Genomic DNA, 23,386 nt, shown 5'->3' on the forward strand with positions numbered 1-23,386 from the left:
GTTCAACTCAAATTCGGCGTATTTGTGCTAAAAATGTGTTATTTTGCAAAATAAAAGACGGCACAAAGGCCGTCCTCGATAGCATCCCCGCTATAAAAAAATGTGTTAAAAATGTGTTATTTTGCTTGCAATCTATAGCAATTCATAGCAACCCTAAAAAACAAAAAGAGTTCAAGACCAGGCTTTTTGAGCCCTCTCGACCTCTCTTGAAATGTCTCAAGGAGATAGCGGGATTTGAACCCGCACACCGCCATACGACGGCTCGACGGATTTCGAGTCCGCTGCAGTACCAGATTGTGCCATATCTCCATTAGTCTGCCCAAATAGTTTACCATAGGTAATTTCGGGCAGGCAATTTAAATTTAATTACTTGTTCTTGCGCTTGGCGGCCTTTTCACGCTCACCAGTGTTCAAGATTTCCTTACGGATACGAACGTTTTCAGGCGTTACTTCAACGTATTCGTCATCGTTCAAGAATTCAAGCGATGCTTCCAAGTTCATGTCGCGTGGCGTCTTGATTGAAGCCGTTTGGTCCTTGTTCGATGAACGAACGTTTGACTGTGGCTTCATCTTTGTCACGTTAACGGAGATATCGTTGTCACGGGCGTTCATACCCACAACCATTCCTTCATAAACGTCAACACCAGCACCAACGAACATTTGACCACGGTCTTCAACACCCATGATGGCGTAGTTGGTCGTTTGTCCCTGGTTGATTGAGACCAAGGCACCGTTACGACGACCTGGGGCCCAGTTCTTAACCATTGGACGGTATTCTGCATAGGTGTGGTTGTAGATTCCATAACCGTGCGTTGCCGTCATGAATTCCGTTGAGTAACCAATCAAACCACGTGATGGGGCCATGTAAGTCAAACGAGTCTGGCCGTTTCCAACTGACTCCATGTTTTGCATTTCACCCTTACGTTGGTTCAATGAGTCGATAACGGCTGATGAGTATTCGTCAGGCGTATCGATTTGAACGGATTCGTATGGTTCAGACTTGACACCGTCGATGTCTCGGAAGATAACCTGTGGACGTGAAGCTTGCAATTCGAAGCCTTCACGACGCATGTTTTCAATCAAGATTGACAAGTGCAATTCACCACGACCAGAAACAAGCCATGCACCGGCTTGGTCCGTGTCTTCAACACGGAGAGAAACGTCCGTGTGCAATTCGCGGTGCAAACGGTCTTCAATTTGACGGGCCGTCACGAACTTTCCTTCACGACCAGCAAAGGGGCTGTCGTTTTGACGGAAAGTCATTTGCAAAGTAGGTTCATCGATACGAAGCAATGGCAATGCTTCAGGATGTTCTGGATCAACAACCGTTTCACCAACGTTGATGTCTTCCATACCTGAAACGGCAATCAAATCACCGGCCTTGGCTTCCTTGATGTCAACTTGGTCCAAACCAATGAAACCAGCCAACTTCGTAACACGGAAGTCTTGGGTAGAACCGTCCAACTTCATCACGCGCACGTTGTCACCGACTTTGATTGTTCCACGCTTAACACGACCGATACCGATACGACCAACGAAGTCGTTATAGTCCAACATGGCAACTTGGAACTGCAATGGTTCGTCTGAGTTGTCCACTGGGGCAGGAATCGTTTCGAAGACCGTGTCAAAGATTGGCTTCATCGTGTGTTCTTGCGTGTCAACTTCAGGATCCAATGACGTGGTTCCGTTCATGGCTGAAGCGAAGATCACTGGGAAGTCCAAGTCATCTTCGTCGGCACCCAATTCGATGAACAAGTCCAAGACTTCGTCGACAACTTCTGCCGGACGGGCACCAGGACGGTCCACCTTGTTCACGATAACGATTGGGGTCAAGTGTTGTTCGAAGGCCTTCTTCAAAACGAAACGAGTCTGTGGCATCGTTCCTTCAAAGGCGTCGACAACCAAGAGAACACCGTCAACCATTCCCATGATACGTTCAACTTCTCCACCGAAATCGGCGTGACCTGGGGTGTCCAGGATGTTGATTTGCTTGTCACCAACACGAACGGCCGTGTTCTTTGAAAGGATCGTGATTCCACGTTCCTTTTCAATGTCGTTGGTGTCCATGGCACGGTCGCCCAAAGCGGCTTCCTTACGGGCGTCCATTGTGTCGGACTGCTTAAGCAATTCGTTCACCAACGTTGTCTTTCCGTGATCGACGTGGGCGATGATTGCAATGTTACGAATATCTTCGCGAAGATTTGCCAATGTTATGTGCTCCTTTTACTTAGCTACTCACAAGAAAGACTAGGAGGAATTCCCCTAGTCTTTTGCCATCTTGCTTATCTCGCGATGAATCTCGTTTGTAGCGATTAATACTGTGTTTGATAGTAGCATATCCGGACTGCTTCCGTCAAGGTTTTTTACTTGATAGGAAAGCCCCTCAGCAAGCGCTCTGCCGGCCGCTAAATCCCAGGGCGATAACTTGGATAAATAGGCCGAAGCAGAACCCGTCAATAAGCGAGTAAATGATATTCCCGCAGAGCCCAATACACGGAAAGCCCGGGCCCTTTCGGCAAAGGCAGCATAGGGCTTTTCACCAGTTACCAAGCGCCGTCCGGAAACCAAAACCACGGTATCTTCCAAGCCTAAATCAGCTACTGCTGCAAGCTTTTGGTCATCCAAATAGACACCCGTCTGCTTTCCCCCGTGAAAAAGTCGTCCCTCCGGGACATCACAGATAAAGCCAAGGATGGGCTTCCCGTCTTCATACAAAGCCACCATGATGGCATAATCCCGGTCTTCTAGAACAAAGTTCAGCGTGCCGTCGATTGGGTCGACAAACCAGACTTGGCCAGCCATGCTTTTTGCCTTAGCCTCACCCGCTTCCTCACAGACAAAGCGGGCCTCTGCATCCAAAGACTGAATCTTTTCAATCAGAACGCGCTGGTTTTCGCGGTCCAAATCGGTCACCAAGTTGCGCTTATCCCCTTTCTTACAGGAGACGGCTAAATGGTGGTGGGCCCGAAGGGTTTTGGTTTCCCTTGCCAAATCCAAAACCCAGCGGGAAACTTGTTCATCAACCGCTTTAATTTTCTCAGTCGTTGAAAGATCAAGCACCCTTAATCACCTTCTTCTCCGATTGCTTGGCCAACTGAATGGTCTTATAGATGGAACGGCCCGTCTGTTCTTCAAAGTCACGGTCGAAGCGTTTTTGTTCGGACTTGGCCGGCATCACTTGAAGAAAGTCATGGTAAGCGTCTAGCAGCTGCTCTTTATCACAGCCGTTTTCATAGACCTGCAAAACGGCGTCCACCAATTGCGAGACCGCAATCATGTCTTTTGTATCCCAGTTACCGTCAATTGGTAGTTGATAGTTATCCGCCATTTTCTTGCCTCGTTTCTTTCTGCTTAAGTCCAGTTTATCAAGAATCAGACGGCTTTTCTACTTGCCTGGCATTAATAAGCGCACTTACATGACTTTTCTTTAGTTTACAAGAGAGAGAACTTTTTAGGAAAGCCCCTTCTCTTGCCCCTTTTGCCTGCTTTTTTGCTATACTAGAAAGGACGAAAAGAAAGGTGGCGTGAACCATGACCATTCGATTTACCATGGACAAGATTACAAAGGACGGCGATCCCGTCTTGCGCAAGCAGGCAGAACCCGTTCCATTTCCGCTTTCAGACGAACACCGTCAGTTAGCCGAAGACATGATGACCTACTTGGTCGTCTCCCAAGATCCCGAAGCAAACGAACCTTACGGCTTGCGACCAGGTGTCGGCTTAGCTGCCAACCAGGTTGGTGAGTCCTTGCAGATGGCTGCCATTTTGATTCCTTCAGAAGACCCGGCCGAAGAAGACGAAGAACCCTATTTCAAGGGCGTTATCTTCAACCCGGTCATCATTTCTGAAACGGTGGGTCGGACGGCTCTTGAAACTGGTGAGGGCTGCCTCTCGGTTGACCAAGACGTGCCCGGCTTCGTTCCCCGCTCTAAAAAAATCAAGGTTCGCTACCAAGATGAAAAGGGCGATACCTACGAAAAGACTTTGCGCAACTACCCCGCCATCGTCTTCCAACACGAAATCGATCACCTGCACGGCAAGCTCTACTACGACCACATCGACAAAGCCGAACCCTGGCACGTGGATGACAGCACAAAATATGTTTAAACTCAATTAACAAAAAGGATGCGAAGCAAATTTCGCATCCTTTTTAAATCCTACAAAAAAGTCGTTCGGTCAACCGAACGACTTTTTACTTTCACTTAAACATACCCTTTTTAGTCTTAGCAGAAGCGGCGGCAAAGGCCTGCAAGGCTGCCTTCTGCTCCTTGTTCAGCTTGGTTGGCACCGTGACGTTGATAATCACGTACTCGTTACCAAAGCCAGCGCCGCGAAGGCGTGGAGCCCCCTTGCCGGCTAAGCGGAAGCGGCGGCCGTTTTGTGTACCAGCCGGCACCTTCAACTTCACGTCACCGTGAACCGTCTTAACGGGGATTTCAGCACCCATGGCCGCCGTGATGAAGTCGATATCCTGTTGGACGTAGATATCCGCTCCGTCACGCTCGAAGCCTTCCTTTGAAGCACCAACGGTGAAAACCACGAAGAGGTCCCCGTGAGGGCCGCCGTTTACACCGGCTTCACCTTGACCTGCCAGGCGCATCTGCTGACCGGTTTCAACACCGGCTGGCACCTTGACTTTGACCTCGTGTTGCTTGGCATCGCCCTGAGACTGGGTGTACTTGACGTGCTTTTCGGTTCCAAAGATGGCCTCTTCAAAAGTCAACTGCATCCGGTACTGCAAGTCCCGTCCCTTACGTGGGGCGTTTGGATCCTGCTGGAAGCCGCCACCAAACATTTGCGAGAAGATGTCGCCCAAGTCGGAGAAGTCACCAAAGCCTTGCGCTCCGCCACCACCGAAGCCGCCAAAGCCACCTTGGCCGTTAGCACCAGCTGAACCAAATTGGTCGTATTGCTGACGCTTTTGTGGGTCACCTAAGGTTTCCCAGGCTTCTTGGACTTCCTTATACTTATCCTCTGCCCCCGGTTCGTGGTTCAAATCGGGGTGGTACTTCTTGGATAATTTCCGGTAGGCCTTTTTGATTTCGTCTTGGCTGGCGTCCTTTGAAACGCCGAGTCGATCATAAAATTCCGTATTATTCACAAGCAGCTCCTTTATTTCTTAGTATGTACAACAGGCTAGGTTCCCCTAGCCTGTTTTTGTATTGAAAAGCTGGACTAAAAAGTCGAATTACTTCTTGTCGTCATCGTTGACTTCTTCGAAGTCACCGTCGACCGTGTTGTCGTCCTTTGCTTGTCCTTGACCAGTTTGACCCTGTGCACCATCAGCGGCACCCTGTGCCTGTTGTGCTTGCTGGTAAAGCTTTGTTGCCAATTCAGAAGCAACCTTAGACAAGGCGTCAGACTTGTCCTTCAAGTCAGTCAAGTCGGCATCTTCAGCAGCTGCCTCTTCCTTGGCCTTCTTCAAGGCTTCCAAAGCATCCTTGGTTGGCTTTACGTCGTCTTCTGACAACTTGTCACCAACTTCTTCCAAAGTCTTTTCCGTCTGGAAGATCAATTGATCGGCGTTGTTGCGCGTTTCAACGGCTTCCTTCTTCTTGTTGTCGGCTTCTTCGTTTGCCTTGGCGTCGTTCATCATCTTTTCGATTTCGTCATCTGACAAACCACCGGCAGCTTGAATGGTAATCTTTTGTTCCTTCTGCGTACCAAGGTCCTTAGCGGAAACGTTCACGATTCCGTTACGGTCGATATCGAAGGTAACTTCGATTTGTGGGACACCACGTGGGGCTGCCGGAATGTCAGCCAATTGGAAGCGACCCAATGTCTTGTTATCGGCAGCCATTGAACGCTCACCTTGCAAGACGTGGATATCAACGGCTGGTTGGTTATCAGCGGCCGTTGAGAAGACCTGTGACTTTGACGTAGGAATGGTCGTGTTACGTTCGATCAACTTCGTGAACACACCACCCATCGTTTCGATACCAAGTGACAAAGGCGTCACGTCCAAGAGGACAACGTCCTTGACGTCACCCGTGATCACACCACCTTGAACAGCGGCACCAAGGGCAACGGCTTCATCAGGGTTGATGGAGTGGTTAGGTTCCTTACCCGTCAACTTCTTAACGGATTCTTGGACGGCTGGGATACGCGTTGAACCACCGTTCAAGATGACTTCGTCGATGTCATCAAATGACAAGCCGGCATCCTTCAAGGCGTTCAAAACAGGTTGTTCGGCCTTCTTAACCAAGTCGGCCGTCAACTCGTTGAACTTTGCACGGGTCAATGACGTTTGCAAGTGCAAAGGTCCCTGGTCACCAGAGGCGATAAATGGCAAGTCGATTTGTGCTTCAGTAGCTGAAGACAAGGTCTTCTTTGCCTGTTCTGCGGCATCCTTCAAACGTTGCAAGGCCAACTTGTCTTGCTTCAAATCAATGCCGTTTTCCTTCTTGAATTCATCGGCCAAGTAGTCGATGATCTTTTCATCAAAGTTGTCACCACCAAGGTGCGTGTCACCGTTTGTTGACAAAACTTCGAAGACACCGTCACCCAATTCGAGGACGGAAACATCAAAGGTTCCACCACCCAAATCGTAAACGAGAATCTTTTCGTCCTTGTCCAACTTGTCCAAACCATAAGCCAAGGCTGCGGCCGTTGGTTCGTTAATGATACGTTCAACCTTCAAACCGGCAATCTTACCAGCATCCTTGGTTGCTTGACGTTGGGCATCGTTAAAGTAGGCAGGAACCGTGATAACGGCCTGGTCGACTTTTTCACCCAAGTAGTCTTCGGCATAACCCTTGATGTACTGCAAGATCATGGCTGAGATTTCTTGTGGCGTGTATTCCTTATCGCCAACCTTTACCTTGTAACCGGCTTCTCCCATGTGTGACTTGATTGATGAAATCGTGTCGGGGTTCGTGATGGCCTGGCGCTTTGCCACGTCACCAACTTGGCTTTCGCCGTTCTTAAATGAGACAACAGAAGGTGTTGTCCGGCCACCGTCAGGGTTGGTGATAATCTTTGGCTTACCACCTTCCAAGACAGCAACTGCAGAGTTCGTCGTTCCTAAATCAATACCAATAATCTTTGACATATTCGATACTCCTTTGATTTTTTAATCAACATTTTTAGCTTTTTTCGGTGTGGTGCGTTGGACGCTGAATCACCATATCGCAATATTATGTAAGTTCACTTATTGAGCAACTGCAACCATGGCCGGGCGGATTACCCGATCATGAAGCATGTAGCCCTTTTGCAAAACAGAAGCCACTTGGTCAGCCTTGAGCTTTCCTTCGGCTGGCACCGTTTGCACACCCTGCATCGTCTGTGGGTCAAAGTCGTCACCGACCTGCCCAACTTCGACAATGCCGTTTTGCGTCAGAGCTGACTTCAAGGTCTTCAGGGTGATTTCAACACCCTTGTGAATCTGGGCAACTTGCTCGTCGCCGTCAACTTCAACCGCCAAGGCCCGCTCCAAGTTATCGACAACGGGCAAGATGGCTTCGGCCAACTTCTGACCATCATACTTACGGATATTGGCCATTTCGCGGGCGTTACGGGTCTGAATGTTTTGAATCTCGGCCTGGGCCCGAAGCAGGTCGTCTTCCTTATCGGCCAACTGCTGCTTCATGTCAGCGACTGGATCCTTTTCGACTGACTCTTCTTTTTCTGGCTTCACTCCTTCTGGATTTTCACCAGCAAAGTCCTGGGCCTCTTCTTCGGCTTGGATTTCTTCTTCTTGAACTTGTTCTTCTTGATTTTCCTTGGCCACGGGAGCCTCCTTTATCTAACGTATTCGATGAGTTTTGCATCCAGTGCCTGAGCAAAGGCGGATAGCAGTTTGGACAGTTCGGCGTAGGGCAGGCGCATCGGTCCAACCAAGGCAATCACCCCGCTGTCGTCTTGACCGACCGTAAAGGCCGTCGACAACATGGCAAAGTCTTGCAAGACCGGTGTATGTAGCTCCTCACCCAGGCGGATGTTAATCGTCCCCTTCTTGGCCTTGGCCAAGTGGCGAACCGCATCCGGTGAATCGAAGAGCTCTAAGACCTTGCGGGCGGCTTTGACGTCTAGGTAGGCATCGTCTGCCACTTCCAGCAGGTTCAGCCGTCCCCCCAAGTGAACGGTTTCAGCAACCGATCTGGCGAGCACATCGCCGAAGAGTTGGAGAAAGGCGGTCGGACTTTCGATATTTCTCGAAAGCAAGACTGGCAACTGGTCAGAAGTCATCAGTGAGAGGACTTCGTGAACCGGTCGGCCAACCATCTGGGCGTTGATGTAAGCCACCATGCCAGACAAAGAGTCCAAAGGCAATTCCTTTGGCAATCGGAAGGTTTGTGACGTGACTTTGCCATCCGAGGTGGCCAGCACGGCAATCACCTGCCGGTTTTCCATTGGAATCAACTGAAAGGACGAGATCTTCAGGTTGATTGGCTTGGGCTTCAAGACCAGGGCGGTCAAGCCGGTTTCCTTTGCCAAAAGCTTGGCCGTTTGATCCAGAAGTTCATCCAACTCGTGGAAGTTGCCCCGAATCTGTTTGGCCACCGTGGCAATCTCTTCGTTGGAGACCCCGGCCTGACCCATTAAATGGTCCAGGTAGTAACGGTATCCCTCAAGAGAAGGCACGCGACCAGCAGAGGTGTGCAGCTTCTTAATCAAGTCGGCTGCTTCCAAGCTCGACATCTCGTTTCGAATCGTTGCCGGCGAAACGTCCAAGTCAAGCTGGTCATGCAAGGTCTTTGACCCAACCGCGTGGGCCGTTTGCGTGTACTGGTAAATAATCGCGGCTAGAATCCGCTTTTGTCTTTCCGTTAACACGACAAGCAACCCACCTTTCTGTGATTAGCACTCGATTAACTCAACTGCTAATTCTTATTATACGGAATCTTTAACAGAATGCAACCCTTTTTAGCACTCTTTTTATCAGAGTGCTAAATGAAGATTAAAAAGGGCTTTACAAAAGGATTTTGAAAGCAAGACAAAATAAAAGAACTAGGCTTTCCCCTAGTTCTCTTCAAAGTATTTCAGACTGTCTTCTCGATCTTTTTTCAATTGTTCGACTAAGGCCTCTGCTCCAGAGAAGGCCACTTCGCCACGCAGGTAGTGCAGCCAATCGACTTTGACAAATTCGCCGTAGACCTCTTTTGAAAAGTCAAAGAGATTAATTTCCACCGTCACTGGCCGGCCCTTTTCAAAGGTCACGTTCCGGCCAATCGAGGCCATCCCCAAGACCCTTTTACCAGCAATTTCAACCGAAACAACGTAAACGCCAATGCCCGGCAGGCTTTCTTCCTCACTTGTCCAGATGTTAATCGTTGGAAAGCCCAGTGTGCGACCACGGGCATCCCCGTGAACAACGTAACCCGAAGTCTGGTGCGGCCGACCAAGACTTTCCTTAACAAAGTCAGCATCCCCTTCGGCCAGCTTTTGTCGGATGTTCCGCGAGGCGACTTTGACATCCTGATTGACAAGCGTCGTCTTCGAAACGGCTTCGACAATGAAGCGCCCCTTGGCGTATTCGGCCAAATGAGCCATGTCCGCCTGCTCCTCCCGCCGACCATAGAGGTGATCAAAGCCAGCCACCACCGCCTTGGCCTGTAGTGGCATGAGCACTTGGTCAACGAATTGTTCCGGCGACAAAGCCGCCAGGGCCGAAGTCAGGTTCAAGACGTAGACCCGGTCAACGCCCAGTTCTTCCAGCAGTTCGACTTTTTGCTTGAGCGGTGTCAGCGCCCGCCAAGGCAAGGCCTGCTTTTCAAAAACCAGGCCAGGATAAGGCGTGTAGGTCAAAACAGCCAGCGGCAGACCCAATCGGTCGGCCTGCTCTTTGGCTGCTTGAATGACCGCCTGGTGGCCCAAGTGGACCCCGTCAAAAAATCCCATGGCCAAAACCTGCGGTCTGGCCTGCAATGAATTGTTATCCAATGGATAGTGAATTTGGTAAAGTTCTGTCATACCTTCTATTATAACCTGTTTTGTCTAATTTGACTTTGGCTAAGAAAAAAAGCGGGCACAAATCGTGCTCGCTTTCACTCTTAAAAACCGCTAAAAGAGTCAGAATCGCTGCTTCTTCCGCTTACTGCTTTCCCTTCAAAAGGAAGTAGGCAATGGCCGTCACCGGCAAAACCGTGGCGGCTGTCAGGGAGAGCGTCTGCTTGAGACTTGCCCCTTCACCAGTCTTGTTCGATTGACTGCCTTGCTTAGCCCGTTTTGAAGCAGACTGATGCTTGGTATGGTTGGTCTTCTTGCCGGCCCTTTCTTCATGGTCCTTCTTTGAAGAATCCTTTTCAGACCGAGCTGCGGCATCTTGCTTGGCATTTGCTTCTGCCTGTGCTTTTTCGATTTCAGCTTGAGCAGTGGCTTCGGCCGCTTCCCTGCTTGCTTCAGCCTTTGTTACAGCAACATCGTCCTCGCCAGCCGCAGGATTTCCTGCAACGGGAGCAATCGGTTGATCATTTGGTGTCACGTCCTGTCCCTTGCTTGGTTGGTTATCCGGGTTGTTTCCATTGCCGCCATCGCCCTTATCATCCGGCGCCTTCTTCACGTAGTCCAGGCGCTGGTCAATGGTCCGACCCTGTTCGGTATCGGTCGCTGATGGCGTGATTGCTGCCGTTTCACTTTCACCGGTCAGCTGGTAACCGTCAGCAGACAAATCCGGTGCCTTCAGTCCTGGAATGGTTGCTTGTTCGCCAGCCATCAGCTGCCAGTCACTCGTTTTAACAAAGTCACCCGTCACCGCATCGACATAACCGCTTCGCTCATAAGTCAAGCTGGCCGTTCGGTCAGCCAGGTGGGCCTGATCGATTTCTTGTCCCGACTGTTGATCGTAGAGATGGACAATACGGGTAACCGTCCGCTTCAGCTGGTCATCCGAGGCAGTTCGATGGGCATGGTGATAATCGACGGTCACGTTTTCAACAGAACCGTTGGCGACGTTTTCAGCATCAGGACTTTCCTTGGAAACTGATTGGCTAGCCAAAGTATAGCGGCCATCGGCAAGCGTATCTGCTGGCTGGTAGAAGGCAAAACTACCATTGGAAGCATCATCAGCCAGCCAAGGCGTATAGCCATCGACATGGTTCGTGGCCAGGTTGTAAACGGCCTTTCGACTATAAGTAATCGTCTGGGTCACCTGACCGAGTTCCTTGGCATTGGCATCGTCTGCGTCCTTAAAGTGAATGACTCGACTGACGGTCTTGGTCAAATCGGCAACGTTGACACCGGCTGGCAGGTTATCATCCTTTGGACCAAAGTCCTGGGCCTTTTCCGTATACAGAACCGTCTGTTCGAAGCTCTTTCCTTGCTTGATGTCGTCTTGGCTCAAATCAATGGCTGCTACATCTGCTGGGTCCGGGTTCTCATAGCCAGATTGGCTCAAGTCCGGTGCGGCCACTTGGCCAAAGTCTTCTTGATCAGCATCCTTTACCCAGTCACTTTGAGCAACAAAGTCACCGGTAACCGCATCGACATAGCCGGTCCGGTGAAAGTGAATCGTGCTGACCAGGTCATCGCCAGCCTTCGCACCAGTTTCCTTCACCCTCAAGTGAATGGTCCGCGTAACCGTCCGCTTTAATTGGTCATCTGAAGCCGTCAGGTGGGCGTGTTCGTATAGGATCGTTACGTCTTCGTTTTGACCATCCGTGACCTGAACGGCATTCAGGCTCTCCGCAGCCGTTTGCTTGGCTGCATCGGCGGTCAAGACGTACTTACCGTCTCCCTGGCTTTCTGGCCAATTGTAGGCGGCAAAGGCCCCCTTCGATTGCTCATCGGCCTGCCAGTTACCATAGCTGGCCTGCTTGGTGACCTCATTATACTGAGCCGTCCGCGTAAAGGTGACGGTCTGACTGTACTGACCAAAGTCCTGCTTGCCGTCCGCCGACTTGAAATGGAAGGTCCGAGTAGCGGTCTTTTTCAAGTTCGCCTTGGTTACACCAGTCGGTAGTGACGCTGAATCGGCATTCACCGTGTCGACTTTTTCCTGGTAGTCAACCCACTGGTCAAAGACTTTGTTTTCATCAATTTCATCATCTGTTGGCGTCAGCGCAGCGGTTTGACTGGGCGCAGGGCTGTCATAGCCCGCCTTGCTCATATCAGGGGCGGTGAAGCCTGCCAAAGTCGTCATGTTTTGATCGGCTTGCCAGCCCGACGTTGCCAAAAAGGCACCCGTGACTTGATCCACGGTACCAGTGCGAGTGTATTTGACGGTTACCGTCCGACTCGACAGGTTGTCAGAATCGATTTCCTTCTGCGTGTTCGCATCCCTTAAGTGAGCAATCCGCTTGACCGTTCGGGTTGTGTCCTTGGCATCCGTTGTTGCGTCAACCGGTTGTTGCACGTGGACATAGTGGAGAACAACCGTGGCTGGATTGCGGCCATTGCTGATATCATCTTGACTTGGCGTATCAGCCGCTAGGCTGCCTTCTTGATTCGTCGCCCTTTGGTACTTTCCATCTTGAATGGTTGCCGATACATCTTCTTTTGCAAAGCCCGGTTGGTTGGCATCAACCGGCTGCCAGTCGGTGTAGCCCGTTACTGTGTTCGTTGCGTAATCGTAAATCGCCTGACGCTGATAGGTCACCTCTTCCGTTTTGGAACTGATTTCCTTCTGATTCTCATCATCGTCGACCGATTGAACCGTTCGGGACAGGGTCTTTTTTAGCTGACTCTTATCCACAGCGTTTGGCAGGTTGGCGTCCTCTGGCCCAAAGTTCTGCACGTTATCTTCATAAACAACAGTATAGTTGCTGTCGGTCGAATTCTCGTCAAAGTTGCTTTGGGCGGGGATGGTATCAGAGTTCAAAACATTACCCTGACCATCCACAATCTTTTGGACTTTATACTTCTTGTCGGCTGTGACCGAATCAATTGGTAGGGCCTCCCAGGAGCCAGTGGTGCTGACTTCATCAGGGCCAACTTGCTTTTGGTCAAAGTCCGAAATTTGCTTGGTGATTGTCCGGGTAACTTCTTGGACCTTATCCGGGAAACCAGCCAACGGCTTGCCAGCGGCGTCTTGGTAGTGGATCGTGCGTTTCAGTGTCGATGGAACAGATTCCGCCTTCGTTTTAGACTTCAGATTCAAGGTCAACACCACGGAATGGTTATTGGGATCATCGGCCTGATAGGTCCGGCCATCCCCCGTTGCCAGGCGGAGGTTCCCGGTACTTTCGTTCTTTTCAGACTTCGTATTGTAGATGCCAAAGAGCTTGTCGTTTTGGTGTGCCGTGTAATTATCGAGCGTCTGGCCATCTTCCGTCGCGTTAAAGGAATCAAAGGAAAGCTTATCACTCGTCAAATCCGGCAGTCGTGTGACTACCGGATAAGTGGCATCGTCTGAAGGATAGTTAACGGATGAGGCAAAGAACTGAATGGCCGTATCAGTGGTTCCTGCCCAGCCGGCGTGGTGGCCATAGACCTGGCCAGAACCCTCTGATTTATCGGGCTGGTCAAAGGTCCAGGAAGCCTGACCATCCTTGACGGTTAGCTTTCGTGTGATGGTGGCTTGGGTGTATAGGGTTTTATAATTCTGCCCATCCACGTTAATCTTAACCGTCTGGCTCATCGTTAAGGTAAAGAGACTTTTATCCAATCCCTGGGGATTACGATAAGTATAGGTCCCATTATTCAAACCACTAGGCAAGTCAATCTTGGTTTTGCTTGCCACTTGATCCGGTAGGTCATTGGGCGCGTCATTACCGGACGTATCGTTGGAATTGACGGTTGAATTTGTTTCGTTGCTATCCGCATTGGCCGGGCTGTTCAAATTCGTATTCGACACCGCTGCCTGGGCACCAGAAAGCAGGACAAAGGAGGCCAGCGACGTGACCACCCACTGCTTCTTGACCTTTTTCAACTTCATTCTCTTGCTTTCCAGCAGCAAGTTCTTTTGATTATATTGCATACACTCCCCCCGTAACGGTTCATCTAAAATAAATTAGAACACATGACAAGTGTAACGCAGCACCTTTCCTTTTTTCAAATCGCCTTAGTTATTTAAAATATACAAAAAAGCAGCAGAAGTATTGAAACTTCCACTGCTTTTACCAAAATAAAACAAACTAGGCAAAGAAATAACGCGAACGCCACAGGCTTTCTTCTTCCGAATAGGCATAAACGGCAATCAACTGATCGTGATAATAAAGTTGGTAAAAACCATCTTGATTTTTTGGCCATTGGCTAATTTTTTGTCCGTTTTTAACGGCAAAGTACTCATCATCGCTTAAGTCCTTGCGCTCGTATGTCAAAACGGCGGCAATCGGCTTGACCCGCTTGGCCAAATCCTCTTCAGATAGAGCCATCAACTCGTCTAAATCGGTGGCCTCGTCAATATCAAAGCCTGAACCGGACGTTCGAGTCAAGCTAGACATCGTGGCTGGCAGTCCCAGACTTTTACCGAGGTCGTAGGCCAGCGTACGAATGTAGGTTCCCTTGGACACCGTCGCTTCAAAGTCAACCGACTGGTAGGGCTTACCCGCTTCCCAGCGTAAAGTCGAAGTCGGCCGAAAACGATAAATGGTCGCTTCCCGCTTAGGCAGTTCCACACTTTCGCCGGCCCGGGCGTATTCGTATAAGCGCTTGCCCTTGACTTTAACGGCCGAATAAATGGGTGGAATTTGGATGATATCCCCCTCTAAGGCTGAAAAGGCGGCGCGCAACTTCTCTTCATCCAAAGGCTCGGTCAGTGCTTTTTCTTCCACGACTGCCCCATCGGCATCCTGGCTCTCGGTTGCAAAGCCAAAAGTCACCGTGCCGCGATAGGTCTTTGGCCGGGTCTGCAACAAGTCAATCAACTTGGTTGCCTTCCCTAAGGCGACCACCAAGACCCCGTCCACGTTTGGATCCAAGGTTCCGGCATGGCCGATCTTTTTCTGTCCAGATACACGGCGGAGACGGGCCACCACCCCAAAGGAAGTCATTTCCCTTGGCTTATTCACCACTAACAATCCGGATAAAGTACTCGCTTCTTTGGCCATGCCATTCTCCATCCCAGCAAAAAAGCCGGTCATTCAAAGTGAAATCGTCGGCTTTTATTTTACCGGTTTGCCCGGCGCTTTTCAATGTAGGCTTTCAAACGCTTCAGTCCTTCTTCCAATTGAGCCGTTTCCCCTGCATAGGACAGGCGAACGTAATCCTTAGCCCCGTCAAACTGGGAGAAGGCTTCACCAGGAATCACGCCGACTTTCCCTTCCTTGGCCAACTTTTCTGCAAAAGTCCAGCCGTCTTCTTCAATGTCCTTTGGTAATTTAGCAAAAATGTAGAAGGCCCCATCGGGTGAAAGCAGGTCGAAGCCGAGTTCCTTCAAAACGGCAACGGCCATGTCCCGGCGTTCTTGATAAGTATCAATCATTGGCTGCAGCGCCGCCTTTGGCATCCTCAAAGCCGCCAAGGCCCCGTCGTAGACAAAAGTCGGAATGGAATAGACCAAATTACCGTGCACCTTTTGAATTTGCTTGGCAACGGCTGTCGGTGCCAAGACAAAACCGACCCGGTAGCCGGTCATTGCATGGGACTTGGACAGTCCGTTGACGACAATGGCCTGGTCAGGCAGATAGGAAGCGATGGACCGGTGAACACGACCATAGGTCAATTCCGAATAGATTTCATCGGAAATTACCCAAACCCCGGCCTCTTTAAAGGCTTCGGCCAAGGCCTTCAATTCCGCCTCATCGTAGGTTACCCCGGTTGGGTTGCTTGGGTAATTGAAGAGCACGGCTTTGACGGGCACATCAGCGCTTTCAATCGCTTCTTTAACCATCGCTGGAGTCAGCTTAAAGCCGCTTTTGGAGGTATCAACGGAAATGGCTTGGCCTCCCGCTAGAGCAATGGATGAAAAGTAGGAGCCAAAGGCTGGATCCGGAACCAAAATACCGTCACCGGCAGATAACAGGACTTTGAAAACGGCGTAGATGGCCTCGGTGACACCGGCGGTCATAACCACTTGATCAATGGCAAAGCCCCGCAAGTCGTAGCGGTCTTCCATGTAATCCAAAACAGCCTGACGAAGTTCCGGATTTCCCTGGGAATTACCATAGTGGGAGTGGTTTTCTTGAATACCCTTGACCGTGGCTTCCTTGACCTCTTTTGGTGTGTCAAAGCCCGGCTCACCAAAGGTCAAGAAGACCAAATCATCGACGCCCTGGATACTGGCCTGAAAGCTCAGAATCTTGTCAGCGGGAATGGCCGTAATGGCCGGATTTAATTTTGGTAGGGATTGATTCATGAGAACACCTCGTCACTTTGAATTGATTGTTCTTAGTGTAGCTTATTTTATCAAAGATTAAAAGGCTTTTATGAAAGAAAAATGAGTAAACGGAAGGATCGTTTACTCATTAAAACACGTTATTTATCATTCAGATAGGCTTTCAAGCGTGCCAATCCGGCCTTTAAGGTTGCCATATCGGCCGCATAGGAGAGGCGGACGTAGCGCTTGGCTTCGTCAAACATGGAAAAGGCCGTTCCTGGAATCAGCGCAACACCCCCGTTCTTCGCCAAATCCATGGCAAAGTCAGCCGAATCCATTTGAATTGAATCCGGCAACTTGGCAAAGAGGTAAAAGGCCCCCTTTGGTGCCACGAGTTCAAAGCCCAAGGCACGCAGCTCATCTGCTACGTAATCCCGGCGTTCCTGGTATGACTCACGCATGTAATCCAAGTCATCCCGGCTCATTTGAAAGGCCGCGACCGCTCCATCCTGGACAAAGGTTGGCAGGGAAAAGACCGAGGAGCCGTGAACCTTTTGAATTTCTTGAATAATTTCACTAGGACCAGCGATTAATCCCAGGCGGTAGCCGGTCATGGCGTGGGACTTGGACAGGCCATTGACGACAATTGTTCGCTCTGGCAGAAGCTTTCCTAGAGAATGGTGCTGACCCTGATAGGTCAATTCGGCATAGATTTCATCGGAAATCACCCAGAGATCGTGTCGTTCAAAGCAGGCCGCCAGGGCCTTCAACTCTTCTAAGTCATAGCTCACCCCGGTTGGGTTATTGGGGTAGTTAAACAAGACGGCGCGAACCGGCACCTTGGCCGATGCCATCGCCTCATCGACCAGTTCAGGCGTCAACTTGAAGTTAGCCTTGGCGGTGTTGATTGGCAGCACCACCCCACCGGCCAGTGACAGGGCCGCGAAGTAGGAACCATAGGCAGGGTCTGGAATTAACAAGCCGTCCCCTTCTTGAAGCAAGGTCTTAAAGATGGCTTGGATACCCTCCGTGACCCCAGCCGTCATGATCAGGTTATCAATGCTTGGGTAGCTTAATTGATAACGGTCCGCCAGGTAGGCTAAGGCTGCTTCCCGCAAGGCCGGTTCCCCCTGGGAGTTCCCGTAGTGAGAACGGTCCGCATCAATGGCCGCCTTCGTGGCTGCCTTTACCGGTTCCGGCGTGGCAAAGCCTGGTTCGCCAAAGGTCAGGTAGACCAAATCCGAAAATTGGCTGAGCGACTTTTGAAAAGTCAGAATGCGATCGGGCTCAAGATTTTGAACTAAGGGGTTAATCGGCTGCGTCATGGGCTTTCCTTTCTGGATTAAAGGTTTTTCGTTAAACTCAGTCTACGCCAGTCCTTTGAAAAATTAAAGGTGAAAAAGATGAAAGTAATGACGGTTTAGTTGAATGAAATTCATTGTACAAAAAAAGAACAGCGAAAACGCTGTTCCTTCAATTAATTGCTTACTTTCCCTCTTTACGGTGGAGGTCACGAATCAAGGATTCGATGTGGTCACCGTACTGGATTGAATTATCCAAAACGAAGTGGATTTCAGGAATCTTATAAACGGTCAAACGAGAACCGAGCTCGCGCCGGATTAATCCAGACGCGGCTTCAAGACCCGCTTGTGCTTTTTTCCGGTCGGAAGCAAGATCCGACAGGATGGAATAGTAGATGGTGGCGATTTGCAGGTCACCGGAAACGTCAACGGAAGTAACCGTTACGTCTTGGACACGTGGGTCGTTGACCCGCTTCAAAAGCAAATCAGACACATCTTTTTGAATTTCCTGGGCCAAGCGCCCAGCGCGTTGTGCATTTGCCATCGCTACCTCCTCAAAAATTACTTTGGCTTAACTTCTTCCATGACGTAGGCTTCAACCTCATCGCCAGGCTTAATGTCGTTAAACTTGTTGACCGTGAATCCAAAGTCGTAACCGAACTTGACTTCGTTAACGGCATCCTTACCACGCTGCAAGGAAGCTAATTCACCATCGTAGATCACCGTACCATCGCGAACGATGCGGACCTTTGAATCCTTAGTAATCTTACCTTCTTCAACCGTGGCACCGGCAATCGTTCCAACCTTCGAGAACTTAAAGAGTTCCTTAACAACGATTTGTCCGATTACGCGTTCTTCGTAAACTGGTTCAAGCTGACCCTTCATGGCTGCCGTCACGTCATCAATGGCGTCATAGATAACGGAGTAGAAGCGCATGTCGATGTGGTCGGCTGTTGCCTGGTTCTTTGCAAATGGCGTTGGGCGAACGTTGAAGCCGATGATCAAGGCACCGGAAGCTTCTGCAAGAGAAACGTCGGATTCGTTGATGGCACCAACGGCGGCGTGAACAACGTCCACACGAACACCGTCGACTTCGATCTTCTTCAATGAACCAACCAGGGCTTCAACAGAACCCTGCACGTCGGCCTTCACAACAACTGGGACCGTCTTCATGGCCTTTTCAGCCATGGTGTTAAAGAGCGTATCCAAGGTCACAACTGACGATGAATTGCGGACTTCTTCGCGGGCCCGCTTTTCACGTTCTTCACCAGCGGCACGGGCCGACTTTTCATCAGCCATGACCACAAAGCGGTCACCGGCAGCTGGCACGGCGTTCAAACCAGTGATTTGAACAGGCGTTGCGGGCTTTGCTTCATCCAAGTCCTGGCCGTTTTCGTTTTGCATGGTACGGATACGTCCGTAGGTGTTTCCAACAACGACCGGATCACCAACACGGAGCGTTCCCTGTTGTACCAAGACCGTTGAAACTGGTCCACGCCCCTTGTCCAAACGGGCTTCGATAACGGAACCACGGGCTGGCACCTTAGGGTCAGCCTTCAATTCCAAGACGTCGGCTTCAAGCAAGATCATTTCAAGCAATTGGTCAACGTGTTGACCCAACTTGGCAGAAATCTTAACGAAGATAGTTGAACCACCGTATTCTTCAGGAACGAGGTCGTAGGCCATCAACTGGTTCATGACTTGGTCAGGGTTGGCCCCTTCCTTATCAATCTTGTTCACGGCAACGATGACTGGCGTACCAGCAGCCTTGGCGTGGTTAATGGCTTCGATTGTCTGTGGTTGAACACCATCATCAGCAGCCACCACCAAAACGGTGATGTCGGTGATGTTTGCTCCACGGGCACGCATTTCCGTAAAGGCCGCGTGACCAGGAGTATCCAAGAAGGTAATCAAGCGACCATCCAAACGTGCCTGGTAGGCACCGATGTGCTGGGTGATACCACCGGCTTCGCCTTCGGTCACGTTGGTCTTACGCAAGTAATCCAACAAAGTCGTCTTACCGTGGTCAACGTGTCCCATGATGGTCACAACTGGTGCACGAGGCTCCAAGTCTTCTTCGTTAACCGTTTCTTCATCGAAGAAGCGGTCGATGTCGGCCAAGTCTTCTTCTTCCTTTTGCTTAGCGTCGATACCGTAATCAGCCGCCAGGATTTCGATTGTATCTTCATCCAGTGACTGGTTTTGGTTCGTGACGATACCAAGCAAGAAGAGCTTCTTAATGATTTCAGCCGTGTCACGGTGCAAGAGCTTTGACAGGTCCTGCACGTTCATGCCAACCTTGTACTCCAAGACTTCTGGCAACGGCTGTTCCTTACGAACCGTTGGTGCCTTCTTAGGTGCTTGCTTAGCCGCAATACGACGGGCCTTCTTTGAGCCGTGTGGCTTATCGTTACGACGTGGCGTTTGCTGACCAGTACCGTTCGTGTTGCGCTTGCGCGTGTTGTTACGAGCGGAGTTGTTGCCTGAGGCCAGTGAACCACCAAAGCGACCGGCACCGTTTCCAGCAGGCTTGGCAGCATTCGAGCTAGCTGCACTAGTTGCAGCAGGCTTCTTAGCAACTGGCTTAGCCGCCTTCTTTTCAGCAGCCTTCCGAGCCTCTTGCTTGGCCTTGTTGTTCTGTGCAACGTATTCCTTCAAGGAATCATCCTTTTGCGCCGAATAGTTGACTTGGCCTTCACGAGGCTTGGTTGACCATGACTTCTTTTCACGAATCATTGGCCGACCAGTCGTGTTGTTTGACCGGTTATTTGGACGGCGTGAGCCACCTTGACCTGGACGTGCAGAAGTTGACGGACGGCCCCCTTCGTTGCGTGGGCCGTTTGCCTTTGGCCGTGGACGACTAGGTCCTGCTGGCTTTGCTGCCCCGTCTGATAACTTGGCTGCGTGCCGGCGCTGGGAAGCTGGAAGCTCCTTACGTTCTGGCGTAGGCATCTTGCGGGTCTTTCGGTTTGAGCCGGAGAATTTCTTTTCTTCTGCCATTAATTCCGCTCCTTTTCTTCAAGTAATTGTTTGATTTTTTTAGCAAAGCCAGCGTCTGAAACCGCCAAAACCGACCGGTTCATTCCGATCGCCTGACTGATTTCATCCTTGGTCAAACCGTCGACAAAGACGGAACCATAAAACTGACTTTTGTCCGAAAATTTCTTGTGCTGACTGGCCCCACCGTCTTTTGGAAAGAAGACGACTTTGGCCGTTTCGTTTTGAATCGCTTTCAAAGTCGGACCGGACCCTAAGACGAGCTTGTTGGCTCGTCGGGCCAGCCCCAAGACCTGAATGATTTCCTTAGTCTTGTTCATTTTCGAAAAGCTCTTTTCGGGCTTGCTGGTGGTCGACGTAAGCGTAGAGTTCCTCGTAAAAAGCCGGATCAATAGCCTGGGAAAAGGCCTTTTCAAAGACCCGCTTTTCCTGGGCTTGCTTAGCAATGTCACGGTCTAAGGCGATGTAAGCCCCACGGCCGTTTTGCTTCCCGGTTGGGTCAAGGAAGACTTCGCCTTCCTTGTTTTTCACCACTCGAACCAGTTCTTTTTTCGGGTACATTTCACCCGAGACGATGTCTTTACGCATCGGAATCTTACGAGTTTTCATGAGGAACCTCCAAGAAATTAAATTTCAGGGTTTTCGCTATCAGCATCGACCATGGCGTCAACGCTGTCGTCAACATCCGTGTCTGCGGCTTCGTTTGCCGCATCGTCGAAGGCATCGTCAGACGCTTCATCCATGGAAACGGCCAAGTCGGCGGCTTCGGATTCTGGCTTGATGTCAATCTTGACACCGGTCAAGCGAGCAGCCAAGCGGGCGTTTTGCCCCTTCTTACCAATGGCCAAAGACAATTGATCGTCTGGCACGATAACCGTGACAGCCTGATCGTTTTCAGGATCGAAAATCACGTCCGTTACTTCGGCTGGGTTCAAAGCATTGGCGATGTACTGTGCCTCGTCTTCCACCCATTCCACGATATCCATGTGCTCGCCACCCAATTCCGTTACAACGGCTTGGACACGGGCACCACGTTGCCCAACCAAGGCCCCAACGGGATCCAAGTCGGCATCGTGCGTGTAAACGGCGATCTTTGAACGATCACCGGCTTCACGGGCAACGGAAACGATTTCCACCGTTCCATCGTAAACTTCGGGCACTTCCTGTTCAAACAAACGCTTGACCAAGTCGGGTGCCGTACGTGATACAAAGATTTGTGGGCCCTTCAAGGAATCATCCACCTTTGAAACCAAAACCTTGATGCGGTCGCGCATGCGGTAGTGTTCCGTTGGCATCTGGTCGCCGGCTGTCATGACGGCCTCTTGCTTACCAGGCAGCATGACGTACAAGAAACGGTTATCCTGCCGTTCCACTTCTCCAGTGATGATTTCACCTTCGTAGTCCTTGTAGCGGTTATAGACGGCTTGGCGAGTCGCCTCACGCATTTTTTGGACGATAACCTGCTTGGCCGTCTGGGCGGCCATACGACCAAAGTCCTTTGGTGTTACGTCAAAGCGGATTTCATCACCCGGTTCGTAGGCCTTGTTGATGGCCGTGGCATCCGTCAAGGAGATTTCCGTATCGGGGTCTTCCAAGTCGTCATCTAAGACGACCGTCTTGACCTGCTTGATGGTCATCTTACCCTTCTTGTCATCGAAGGTTGCTTCGACGTTTTGGTTAGCGTTGTACTGCTTCTTGTAAGCAGCCTTGAGCGCGTCTTCCAAGGCTTCAACAACAATCGTGCGGTCAATCCCACGTTCTTGTTCCAAGGCATCTAAGGCCTGTACTAGTTCTTTACTCATGTACTTACTCCACTGTTAACTAATCAAATTGGACAGAGACAACGGCTTTGGCAATTTCGTCAAAGGAGAAGCTTTTTTCTTCTCCATCAACTTGCAAAGTCAACCCGGCATCGTCCTGCTGAACAATGCGACCAGTCCACTTCTTCTGGCCATCCTTTGCCGCAAAGAGCGCCACCGTAATTGGCTCACCCTCTTCTTTTGCCCAAGTGTAATGCCAGTCTTCACTGAGCGCACGGTCTAATCCCGGTGAGGCGATGTCTAACATGTATTCGCCGGGTACCGGATCGACTGGGGCTTCATCCAAAGCCTCATTGACGGCCCGGGTAAATTCCGTAATTTGTGCCATCGAAATCTTTTCGTGGTCTGGTAGGTCAACTAAGAGTTCGACCGTCTTTTGACCACCGACTTTTTTGACTGACAAATCCCACAAAAGCAGGCCCTGTTCGTCAATAATTGGCTGAATCAGGTCCAGTAATGCTTGGTTCTTTGCTTGCGCCATTGTCCCGTCCTTTCCTATTCTTTGCCATAAAAAATGAGCCGGTCTGTAGCTCGACCCGCTCATTTACGACTGTAAATTAACTTACCTTTATAATAGTTGATTTACGGCCGAAAAGCAAGAAGGTAAAGAAAAAACCACAGCAAGGCTGTGGTTTTGATTCAAATTACCAAGAAGCCTTGCGGACACCAGGAATCTGACCCTTGTGTGCTAATTGGCGGAAGTTCAAACGTGACAAACCGAATTCACGCATGTAACCGTGTGGACGGCCGTCGATGCGGTCACGGTTGTGGACACGGACAGGTGATGAATCCTTTGGCAACTTAGCCAAACCGATGTAGTCACCAGCAGCCTTCAAGGCAGCACGCTTGTCAGCGTACTTTGCAACCAAGGCTTCACGTTGCTTTGCTTTTGCAATCTTTGATTTCTTAGCCATTACTTGATCTCCTTAAACGTTACAACTTTACGAAGTTTTGGTGAGTACTTCTTCAACTCCAAACGGTCAGGCGTGTTACGACGGTTCTTTGACGTCAAGTAAATACGCTCTCCAGTTTCATCATTGCCTAATACGACATGAATACGCATAGTCCAGCTCCTCAGATTTAGAATTTTTTGATAAAAATTTATTTGCTTGTCAATACAAAATAGTATTATA

At 50.2% G+C, this 23,386-nt stretch carries 21 protein-coding genes and 1 tRNA gene; 1 reads left to right on the forward strand and 21 read right to left on the reverse strand.

Annotation, left to right across the window (positions count from 1 at the left end; all coding sequences use genetic code 11):
- Positions 1 to 219: 219 nt before the first annotated feature.
- From G6R28_RS02460 to G6R28_RS02475, 4 genes are all read right to left on the reverse strand, one after another.
- Positions 220 to 309: transfer RNA gene (locus tag G6R28_RS02460), tRNA-Ser, on the reverse strand.
- A gap of 57 nt (positions 310 to 366) precedes the next feature.
- Entirely contained in the window at positions 367 to 2,208 is a 1,842-nt protein-coding gene (gene typA, locus G6R28_RS02465; RefSeq protein WP_213792644.1) for a translational GTPase TypA, read from the reverse strand.
- A 54-nt stretch (positions 2,209 to 2,262) separates the two neighbouring features.
- Positions 2,263 to 3,060: an inositol monophosphatase family protein gene (locus G6R28_RS02470; protein ID WP_213792645.1), complete on the reverse strand. Its 798-nt coding sequence runs from the start codon at positions 3,058 to 3,060 to the stop codon at positions 2,263 to 2,265.
- Entirely contained in the window at positions 3,053 to 3,328 is a 276-nt protein-coding gene (locus G6R28_RS02475; RefSeq protein WP_213792646.1) for a UPF0223 family protein, read from the reverse strand. The genes G6R28_RS02470 and G6R28_RS02475 overlap by 8 nt, the downstream gene beginning before the upstream one ends.
- A gap of 203 nt (positions 3,329 to 3,531) precedes the next feature.
- Between G6R28_RS02475 and def the strand changes: the two genes are divergently transcribed.
- Positions 3,532 to 4,107, forward strand: a complete 576-nt coding sequence (gene def, locus G6R28_RS02480; protein WP_213792647.1) for a peptide deformylase — start codon at positions 3,532 to 3,534, stop codon at positions 4,105 to 4,107.
- A gap of 91 nt (positions 4,108 to 4,198) precedes the next feature.
- Here def and G6R28_RS02485 read toward each other — a convergent pair whose 3' ends face one another.
- From G6R28_RS02485 to rpmG, 17 genes are all read right to left on the reverse strand, one after another.
- Positions 4,199 to 5,101, reverse strand: coding sequence for a DnaJ C-terminal domain-containing protein (locus G6R28_RS02485; RefSeq protein WP_213792648.1), 903 nt, complete (start codon positions 5,099 to 5,101; stop codon positions 4,199 to 4,201).
- Between the two features lie 87 nt (positions 5,102 to 5,188).
- Complete coding sequence (gene dnaK / locus G6R28_RS02490) at positions 5,189 to 7,051, reverse strand: molecular chaperone DnaK (protein WP_213792649.1); 1,863 nt, start codon at positions 7,049 to 7,051, stop codon at positions 5,189 to 5,191.
- Between the two features lie 99 nt (positions 7,052 to 7,150).
- Complete coding sequence (gene grpE, locus G6R28_RS02495; RefSeq protein WP_213792650.1) at positions 7,151 to 7,729, reverse strand: nucleotide exchange factor GrpE; 579 nt, start codon at positions 7,727 to 7,729, stop codon at positions 7,151 to 7,153.
- An 11-nt stretch (positions 7,730 to 7,740) separates the two neighbouring features.
- On the reverse strand, positions 7,741 to 8,775 hold the full coding sequence (gene hrcA, locus G6R28_RS02500) for a heat-inducible transcriptional repressor HrcA (protein WP_213792651.1): 1,035 nt from the start codon (positions 8,773 to 8,775) through the stop codon (positions 7,741 to 7,743).
- A gap of 186 nt (positions 8,776 to 8,961) precedes the next feature.
- On the reverse strand, positions 8,962 to 9,912 hold the full coding sequence (gene ribF, locus G6R28_RS02505) for a riboflavin biosynthesis protein RibF (protein ID WP_213792652.1): 951 nt from the start codon (positions 9,910 to 9,912) through the stop codon (positions 8,962 to 8,964).
- A 121-nt stretch (positions 9,913 to 10,033) separates the two neighbouring features.
- A complete protein-coding gene (locus G6R28_RS02510) occupies positions 10,034 to 13,855 on the reverse strand; it encodes a mucin-binding protein (protein WP_213792653.1) in 3,822 nt (1,273 codons plus the stop codon).
- Between the two features lie 157 nt (positions 13,856 to 14,012).
- Entirely contained in the window at positions 14,013 to 14,927 is a 915-nt protein-coding gene (gene truB / locus G6R28_RS02515) for a tRNA pseudouridine(55) synthase TruB (protein ID WP_213792654.1), read from the reverse strand.
- 59 nt (positions 14,928 to 14,986) lie between these two features.
- A complete protein-coding gene (locus tag G6R28_RS02520) occupies positions 14,987 to 16,174 on the reverse strand; it encodes an aminotransferase class I/II-fold pyridoxal phosphate-dependent enzyme (protein ID WP_213792655.1) in 1,188 nt (395 codons plus the stop codon).
- A 119-nt stretch (positions 16,175 to 16,293) separates the two neighbouring features.
- Complete coding sequence (locus G6R28_RS02525) at positions 16,294 to 17,460, reverse strand: aminotransferase class I/II-fold pyridoxal phosphate-dependent enzyme (protein ID WP_213792656.1); 1,167 nt, start codon at positions 17,458 to 17,460, stop codon at positions 16,294 to 16,296.
- A 160-nt stretch (positions 17,461 to 17,620) separates the two neighbouring features.
- On the reverse strand, positions 17,621 to 17,980 hold the full coding sequence (gene rbfA, locus G6R28_RS02530) for a 30S ribosome-binding factor RbfA (RefSeq protein WP_213792657.1): 360 nt from the start codon (positions 17,978 to 17,980) through the stop codon (positions 17,621 to 17,623).
- Between the two features lie 17 nt (positions 17,981 to 17,997).
- The gene (gene infB / locus G6R28_RS02535; protein ID WP_213792658.1) at positions 17,998 to 20,436 is read right to left on the reverse strand and encodes a translation initiation factor IF-2; all 2,439 of its coding nucleotides are present in this window, start codon (positions 20,434 to 20,436) and stop codon (positions 17,998 to 18,000) included.
- Positions 20,436 to 20,753, reverse strand: a complete 318-nt coding sequence (locus tag G6R28_RS02540; RefSeq protein WP_213792659.1) for a L7Ae/L30e/S12e/Gadd45 family ribosomal protein — start codon at positions 20,751 to 20,753, stop codon at positions 20,436 to 20,438. The genes infB and G6R28_RS02540 overlap by 1 nt, the downstream gene beginning before the upstream one ends.
- A complete protein-coding gene (rnpM, locus tag G6R28_RS02545) occupies positions 20,740 to 21,042 on the reverse strand; it encodes an RNase P modulator RnpM (protein WP_213792660.1) in 303 nt (100 codons plus the stop codon). Before rnpM ends, G6R28_RS02540 begins: the two co-directional genes overlap by 14 nt.
- 17 nt (positions 21,043 to 21,059) lie before the next feature.
- Positions 21,060 to 22,235: a transcription termination factor NusA gene (nusA, locus tag G6R28_RS02550; RefSeq protein WP_213792661.1), complete on the reverse strand. Its 1,176-nt coding sequence runs from the start codon at positions 22,233 to 22,235 to the stop codon at positions 21,060 to 21,062.
- Positions 22,236 to 22,254: 19 nt separating this feature from the next.
- Complete coding sequence (locus G6R28_RS02555; protein ID WP_213792662.1) at positions 22,255 to 22,734, reverse strand: ribosome maturation factor RimP; 480 nt, start codon at positions 22,732 to 22,734, stop codon at positions 22,255 to 22,257.
- Between the two features lie 163 nt (positions 22,735 to 22,897).
- On the reverse strand, positions 22,898 to 23,167 hold the full coding sequence (gene rpsN, locus G6R28_RS02560; RefSeq protein WP_213792663.1) for a 30S ribosomal protein S14: 270 nt from the start codon (positions 23,165 to 23,167) through the stop codon (positions 22,898 to 22,900).
- Positions 23,167 to 23,316 carry a 50S ribosomal protein L33 gene (gene rpmG, locus G6R28_RS02565; RefSeq protein WP_002815032.1) on the reverse strand — a complete coding sequence of 50 codons (150 nt, stop codon included), beginning with the start codon at positions 23,314 to 23,316 and terminating at the stop codon, positions 23,167 to 23,169. The genes rpsN and rpmG overlap by 1 nt, the downstream gene beginning before the upstream one ends.
- Positions 23,317 to 23,386: the final 70 nt, after the last annotated feature.

Source organism: Fructobacillus papyrifericola, assembly GCF_018437235.1.
GTDB classification, from domain to species: domain Bacteria; phylum Bacillota; class Bacilli; order Lactobacillales; family Lactobacillaceae; genus Fructobacillus; species Fructobacillus papyrifericola.